The organism is Protofrankia sp. BMG5.30 (genome assembly GCF_001983005.1).
Taxonomy (GTDB): domain Bacteria; phylum Actinomycetota; class Actinomycetes; order Frankiales; family Frankiaceae; genus Protofrankia; species Protofrankia coriariae.
The window spans coordinates 1-6,661 of record NZ_MOME01000059.1 but is presented as its reverse complement, the minus strand read 5'-3'; the positions used below and the strand labels follow the sequence as shown (position 1 = coordinate 6,661).

At 68.9% G+C, this 6,661-nt stretch carries 7 protein-coding genes; 2 read left to right on the top strand and 5 right to left on the bottom strand.

The genetic code is table 11. The features are described 5' to 3' along the window. Positions 1 to 355 precede the first annotated feature (355 nt). Positions 356 to 724: a hypothetical protein gene (locus tag BL254_RS27440; protein ID WP_175648458.1), complete on the bottom strand. Its 369-nt coding sequence runs from the start codon at positions 722 to 724 to the stop codon at positions 356 to 358. 198 nt (positions 725 to 922) lie between these two features. Here BL254_RS27440 and BL254_RS22885 point away from each other — a divergent pair, with 198 nt between their 5' ends. Beyond that, positions 923 to 1,924, top strand: a complete 1,002-nt coding sequence (locus tag BL254_RS22885) for an MBL fold metallo-hydrolase (RefSeq protein ID WP_083731319.1) — start codon at positions 923 to 925, stop codon at positions 1,922 to 1,924. Between the two features lie 2 nt (positions 1,925 to 1,926). On the opposite strand, the gene BL254_RS22880 is transcribed toward BL254_RS22885, so the two are convergent. From BL254_RS22880 to BL254_RS22865, 4 genes are all read right to left on the bottom strand, one after another. Next, positions 1,927 to 2,430 carry an HtaA domain-containing protein gene (locus BL254_RS22880; protein ID WP_076845096.1) on the bottom strand — a complete coding sequence of 168 codons (504 nt, stop codon included), beginning with the start codon at positions 2,428 to 2,430 and terminating at the stop codon, positions 1,927 to 1,929. 640 nt (positions 2,431 to 3,070) lie between these two features. Beyond that, complete coding sequence (locus tag BL254_RS22875) at positions 3,071 to 4,519, bottom strand: DHA2 family efflux MFS transporter permease subunit (RefSeq protein WP_076845094.1); 1,449 nt, start codon at positions 4,517 to 4,519, stop codon at positions 3,071 to 3,073. 528 nt (positions 4,520 to 5,047) lie between these two features. Continuing rightward, positions 5,048 to 5,365, bottom strand: coding sequence for a hypothetical protein (locus BL254_RS22870; protein ID WP_047225283.1), 318 nt, complete (start codon positions 5,363 to 5,365; stop codon positions 5,048 to 5,050). Between the two features lie 272 nt (positions 5,366 to 5,637). Beyond that, complete coding sequence (locus BL254_RS22865) at positions 5,638 to 6,288, bottom strand: class I SAM-dependent methyltransferase (protein WP_254858444.1); 651 nt, start codon at positions 6,286 to 6,288, stop codon at positions 5,638 to 5,640. Between the two features lie 8 nt (positions 6,289 to 6,296). Between BL254_RS22865 and BL254_RS22860 the strand changes: the two genes are divergently transcribed. Next, a partial coding sequence (locus BL254_RS22860; protein WP_175648456.1) for a transposase occupies positions 6,297 to 6,661 on the top strand: 365 nt, incomplete at its 3' end.

The following is a 6,661-nucleotide window of genomic DNA, read 5'->3' as shown; positions in this document are numbered from 1 at the left end:
CGTACGCCTGGGCGCCGGTGGCGGTGGCGGGCACGGCCGCGGTGGCCTCGGCGGCGACAGCGGCCACTGTGGAATCGAACATGTGTACGAGTATAACTCGCTATTCGGATATTTCATCACCTAACGGCGATCGACAACGACAGAAATGACAGAGCAGCCACACCCAGATCAGCAGTGGCCGTCCGGCGCCTCGACACATTTGATCATCAACCGGTATACGGCGGATGCGTACGGTAGCGAATAGAACGCGCCCAGCCCGCCATCCCCATCGAGAGTGACGATCGATGAGCCGCCGGTTCGACACCACCGGCCCTGCCAGCCAGAGACCGGCCACATGATCCCAGCGTCGTCGCGGCTACCCGAGGTACCAGGGCTCATCGATCAGCTGGGCTGTTTCACCGTCTACGCCTTCACCGTCTACGCCCCTCCGCGGGACAGGCAGGACGACGACTCTGCGGGCGCCTGCCGACGAGCTGACCGCCGGCGGCCGGTAGGCGGCACCGCCGTTCTCCCGCGATGCCGCCCGGGCGGCCGGTGACGACTGCGTTGCCGGCCGCCCCGGCGGGCGGTGACAACTGGGCAGCACGTGGGTTCGCGCCGCCGCGGGCAGGCTCCTGGTCCTGACGAGAGCCCACGCGTCCTCGAGTGCCTGCGTGACCGGATCCTTCACCAGCCGGACCTTCACCCTGGACGCCTCGGCCCGCTCGACCAGGAGCATCGTCACCGGCAGTTCCTGGCTGGTGAACGCACGCTGGAGCCGGGTGGGACGCGGGTTCCGGGATCTTCCATGAGGCGCGGATGACTACTATTATTTGGGCCTCCAACTATCGGTCGTCCAAGTACGAACGTCCGAGCCTGGATACCGCGGGCTCGGAGGCGCGGGAGGGCCGAAGGCGATGTCGCCGCCGGAAGGGGGAACGCCGTGCCGTCAGATTCCCTGCGCATACCTGGCTGGCTGCACTTCCTGGCGGTGGGTTTCCCCAGCGCCAACGTGATCGCGACCAGTGACGGATCTCGCGTGATCTTCGACTCCGGGTTCGGCAGCGACACCTCGCGTATCGAGGACGCGCTGGCCACGGCCGGCATCGGCATCACGGACGTCGAACTGGTCGTGAACACCCACTGGCACAGCGACCACGTCGGCGTGAACACCCGCCTGCGGGACGTCCACGGGATCGCGGTCGCCGCCGCCCGCGAGGACGCCCAGGCGATCAACAGCCGGCGGGCGGACGCGTGCCTGTCCGCATGGCTCGACCAGCCGGTCGAGCGATACCACGTCGACCACGCTCTCGAGGCCGGGCAGACGCTGCGAGCCGGGCCGTCGGAGTGGGAGGTGGTGCCCACTCCCGGGCACACACCGCACCACCTCAGTTTCTACGAGCCGCAGGAGCGGCTGCTCGTCCTCGGGGACGCCATCCACGCCGACGACGTCGGCTGGCTCAACCTCGCCCTGGACGGCCCGGCCGCGATCGATGTCGCACTCGACACCGTGGCGAGGCTCAGCCGGCTCGCCGTGCGCACGGCCCTGCCCGGCCACGGCGGCCCCATCCTCGACCCGCCCGCGGTCTTCGCGGCGGCGCACGCACGGTACGAACGCATGCGCGCGGACCCGCAGCGCGCCGGATGGCACGCCTGCAAACGCATCTTCGCGTTCGCCCTGATGATCCGTGACGGCATCCCGCTGGACGACGTCGACACCTACCTGGCGCGGCAGCCGTGGCTCGTCGACCATGCGAGCAAGATGTTCGACACGGATGCCGAGACGCTGGCGGCCGACCTGCTCGCGGAGATGCGGCGCACCCGCGCGGTCGAGGAACGCGGCGGGCGCCTGCACGTCCGCACGCCGCACCACCCTCCCGCGCGGGACTGGCTGGCGGGTTCTCCCCGACGGGACTGGCTACACGAGTTCATCCCGTCCGGATGAGATCATCCCGTCTGGGAGGTGGCCGGCAGGGTGATGCTCAGCGGCTCGAACGGCTCCCCCACGGAGTACACGTTGTTGAACAGCCCGGCCCCCTCGGCCAGCAGCCGCACGTCCTCGGCCTCCCAGGTCCGCAGGCCGGGCGGCGCCGTGCCGGGCCGCGGGGTGAACCGCACCAGGGGAATCCTCGGCTTCGTCTCGGACTCGAACGGCTCGACGACGTTCAGCTCGGCCTCCGTGCCGCGCAGCACCACGTGCGGGTCGGCGATCCGCACGTACAGCAGCCCGAAATGGCCCTGGAAACGGACATCGCCGCGGAACGCCCAGAAACCGTCGACGCCCTCGGGTACCGCGGCCGACGGATCCGGCTCGAAGACGAACTCGTCGTTCTCGGCGGGCTGCGCGCCGCCGCTGATGCTGCCCTGACCGTCGGGCATCCGGGCGATGTAGGTGAGAAAGGTCGCCTTGATCCCCCACCGCAGGCCGAGCAGGGGCTCCGCCGCGCTCACCGGGCCACCTCGCAGCGCCCGGCRCCATACCGCCCTGACGACGGCGCCTCCGTCACACGGCCGCCGGTCAACAGCTCGAGGACAGCGACCCGACGCGCCGGCGTCGCCGGACGCTCAGCGAGATCACCTAATTTCATGCTCACGGGCTCCCTTCGGCGGTAAGGCTCCAGACGGTACGGACACTGATCAGCGATATCCGACGTCGGCCACGGAACGCGGCGCCCCGGCGCGAGACAGTGCCGGCGGCCACCATCGCCTCGACCGCCTCCGTATCCGTGTTCTCGGTCAGCGCCTCATGGCTGTGCCGCCAGAGGCCCCGAACAGGATCGTGACATCTACTCGCAGCGTCTGCCTGAAGTGAGCGTAGCCACCAGGCAACCACGCGGTACGGCCCTCGGAGCAGACGGCCGCGCCGCGGTCGCCCCCGCAACCCGGATCGCCCGGTTGAACCGCCGCATCCGAATGCCACGTCCGCTGAACCCGTCGAAGACGAACTGGCCACCGGCTGACCAGCACGCGCACGCGGGACGCGGGTACCGGGAAAAGCCACCGAAAAGGCCAGCCGGGCCGGCCACTGGTGATCACCTCGACCGCTGGTTGGTAGGCGGTGGGGCCCGGCGTCCCGCCGCCCACCCGCAGGTCACGAAGTCTGGACGGGCTGGCTGATGTTCGGCTCGACGACGGCGGCGGGCAGCCGCGCGGGCCGACCCGGCAGGAACCAGCCCGCCGCCAGCACCGCGAGCGCCCCGGCGAACACCCACCAGAAAGCCGGGTGGAACGCGGTCTCGACGGATGCCCCGTCCGACGCCCGACTCTGCAGGATGAGCGCCACGACCGCGATACCGAGCGAAGCACCCAACTGGTTGAGCACGTACAGCGCGGACGTCCCCTGCGCCACCGACTCCGCGGGCAACGTCCGGTACAGCGCCCCCATGGTCGGAGCACCCAYGAAACCGAGCCCCAGCCCCGTCCCGAACACGGACACCGCAAGACCAACCTCGCCGGTGTGCGGCCCGGCCTGTGTGAACACCAGCATGCTCAGCGCGATCACGAACGCGCCGGCCGGCACCAGCGCCCGGGTGCCGACCCGGTCACTGAGCCGTCCCGCGATCGGCATCGCGATGAAGGAACCCACACCCAGCGGCGAGAGCAACAACCCGGCCGCCAACACCTCGTGATCACGAACCTGCTGGTAGTACAACGGCACCAGGAACAGCATCGAGAACAACATCACCCCGGTGATCGCCATCACCGTGACGCTCGCGCTGAAACCACGGTTGGTGAACAACCGCAGATCGATCAGTGCCGCGCCGCGGGCCCGCAGCGCGTACACGACGTAGCCGACAAGCAGCCCACCGCCGACCGCCAGCGTCACCAGCACCCGGGTGGCGCCGAAGCCTGCATCCTCCCCGGCCTGCGACAACGCGTAGACGAGGATGGCGAACGCCGGGCACAGCAGCGCCACCCCGACAACGTCGAGCCGGCTGGCAGCGCGCTCGGCCCGCGGCGGATCGGCTGGCACCACCCGCAGCGACAACACCAGCGCCACCAGCCCGATCGGCAGGTTCACCAGGAACATCCACCGCCAGTCCAGACTCTGAATGATCACACCGCCGACGATCGGGCCGAGGACGGGACCCAGCGGCATGACGACACCCATCAGCCCCATCACCCGCCCCACCCGGGCAGGGCCCGCCGTGCGCGCCAGCAGCGTGAGCATGATCGGGTCCAGCATGCCGCCCCCGAAGCCCTGGATCACCCGAAAGATGATCAGAGTTTCGATCGAGGGGGCCAGCCCGCTCGCGAGCGAGCCGACGAGGAAGACCGACAGCCCCGCAAGCCACATCCGCCGGCTGCCGAACCGGTCCGTGGCCCAGGCACTGAGCGGGATGGCCACGGTCACCGCGAGCAGATAGCCGGTGGCGACCCATCCGACCGTGCTCAACGAAGTGCCGAAGTACCGCCCGAGGGTGTCGACCCCGACGTTGACGATCGTGCCGTCGAGCAGCCCCATCAGGCCGCCCAGCAGAAGCACGCCGATCAGCCGCAGCAACGCGGGATCCAGACGGTCGCCCTGTTCCTGAACCATGAGCACCTCGATCTCGTATCGAAAAATGTACTGGACAGTACAAATTATCGTACAGATCAAGAGCTCTTCAACGGTGAGGGAACCTACTGCTACCTGCCCGCCCCCACCGCGGGCGATGACGGGCGCACGGCCGTCGCCACCTGCCTGCGCGCCCTGCTCGACACACTGAACGGCGCCGACAGGAGCGGGAACGGAGCCCGTCCGGACGGCCTCGAGCCGGAGCATGCCGAGCGGCCTCCCTGCGCCCGCGCCCGATGCCTCCGACGACGAGATCTTCGACTTCATCGACAACGCGCTGGGAGCTTCCTGGCGAGAAAAGAGAAAGAAGAAAGCTTCCGGCGGAAAAGGGCCGCGAAAACAGCCAAATCGCAGAAACAAACCGTAAGAGCACGGAACAAACCGCAAGAACAGGCTGCGCCTGCCCCACCTGACGCTGTTTGTCGCGAAGCCGCCCGTTGCAACGTGCCGCCTGTTGCAACGCCGCCTTCAGGGCTCGACCTGTGATGTGCCGGCGGCCGGCATGGCCGGTCAGGGCTGTTCCTCCGGCTGCGTTCTCACCGTCCGTGCCCTGCCGTCCGCACTTCCGTCGTCTGTGGTTCCGCGGTCCGCGGTCCTGCTGTCCATGATCCCGGTGGCCTGGCGAACCGCGACCTGGAGGATGTCGGTGAACACAGCCTCGTCGTTGTCCAGCCAGTACTCGGCCGCCACCCGGGTGACGGCGGCCACCGCCGCCGCGAGCACCCGGACCGTCAGGTCGTCCGGGTCGCCGCCGGCGCGGGCCGCGATCGCCTCCTCGGCGTCGAACTCGTCGACTTTCCCGGCGGCCACGCCGGTTTCGTCAGCCACCCCGACGCGTTCACCAGCCGGCTCGTCGAAGTCCTGGCAGCACCCCGACCGGCATGACCTCGTCCGTCCGCAGGGACGTGGAACGAGACCGCCCCCACATCCGTACTGCCGGCCAGCACCTCGCGACTGCGCCGACGCCGACGGCGCCGAGCACCCGCAGGCGACCGTCCGCCGAACCGTGGGTACAGCGAGGGCGGCTACGAGCGGGCTGGCTCCTGGGCCAGGCGAGTACCGGTGCCCGAAGCGCGGTGTGATCCGGGCGGCGGCACCCGTCAGAACTCCAGTCGGTAGAAGACCGCCATCCTTCTCAGCGCGGGGAACAGCTTCGCCACCCTGGCCAGCAGGCGGTAGCCCGTCGGCAGCTTCTCATAGCCGTCGATGTCGAAAGCGCCCGTGGCTGTCACGCACCGCAGCCGACGATCAATCGCCTCAAGCTCCGCGCAACCGTCCATGCCCCACGAGACGGTCGCCCCCGCAACCCGGATCGCCCGGTTGAACCGCTGCATCCGAATGCCACATCTACTGAACCCGTCGAAGACGAACTGGCCACCGGGAAAACGGTTCACGATCCGCCGGAAAAGCGCCTCGCCCTCGTTCTTCCTCAGATACATCGTCAGACCCTCGGCGACCACCAACACAGGAAGATCACCCGCCACCTGCGTCAACCAGGACGGATCGGTGACGGACGCACCGATCGTCTCGTAACCCCCACGCGACGGATATATCTGTCGGCGAAGGTCAATCACATCGGGATAGTCCACGTCGAACCACCGCACGCCGGGGCCGGGGTCGACGCGGTGGACACGCGTGTCCAGACCGCAGCCCAGGTGCAGCACGGTGGGGACTGTTTCAAGATCGGTGTTTCCGGCCCGACACGCCGGGCCCTCGGGGTCCGGCGGGATGGGCACTGTGAGTGATGACATCGGGTGATATGACCCCTCGCAAGCAAGATCGTGAATCGGGGCGGCAGCTGTCGCCGGAGCAGGCCGCTGCGGCGGCTTTGGTCGCGGACGCGAAGGCGCGTGGGCTGGCGCTGACGGGGCCGGACGGGCTGTTGAAGCTGTTCACCAAGGCGGTGCTGGAAACGGCTTTGGCCGAGGAGATGACCGAGCATCTCGGCCATGAGAAGAACCGGGTACCGGCGGAGCGGGAATCGACCAACGTCCGTAACGGCAGCCGGACGAAGACGGTCGTTTCCGAGGCGGCCGGTGAGGTGGAGATCTCGGTTCCGAGGGACCGGGAGGGCACGTTCGAGCCGCGGATCGTGAAGAAGCGGCAGCGGCGTCTGACCGGTGT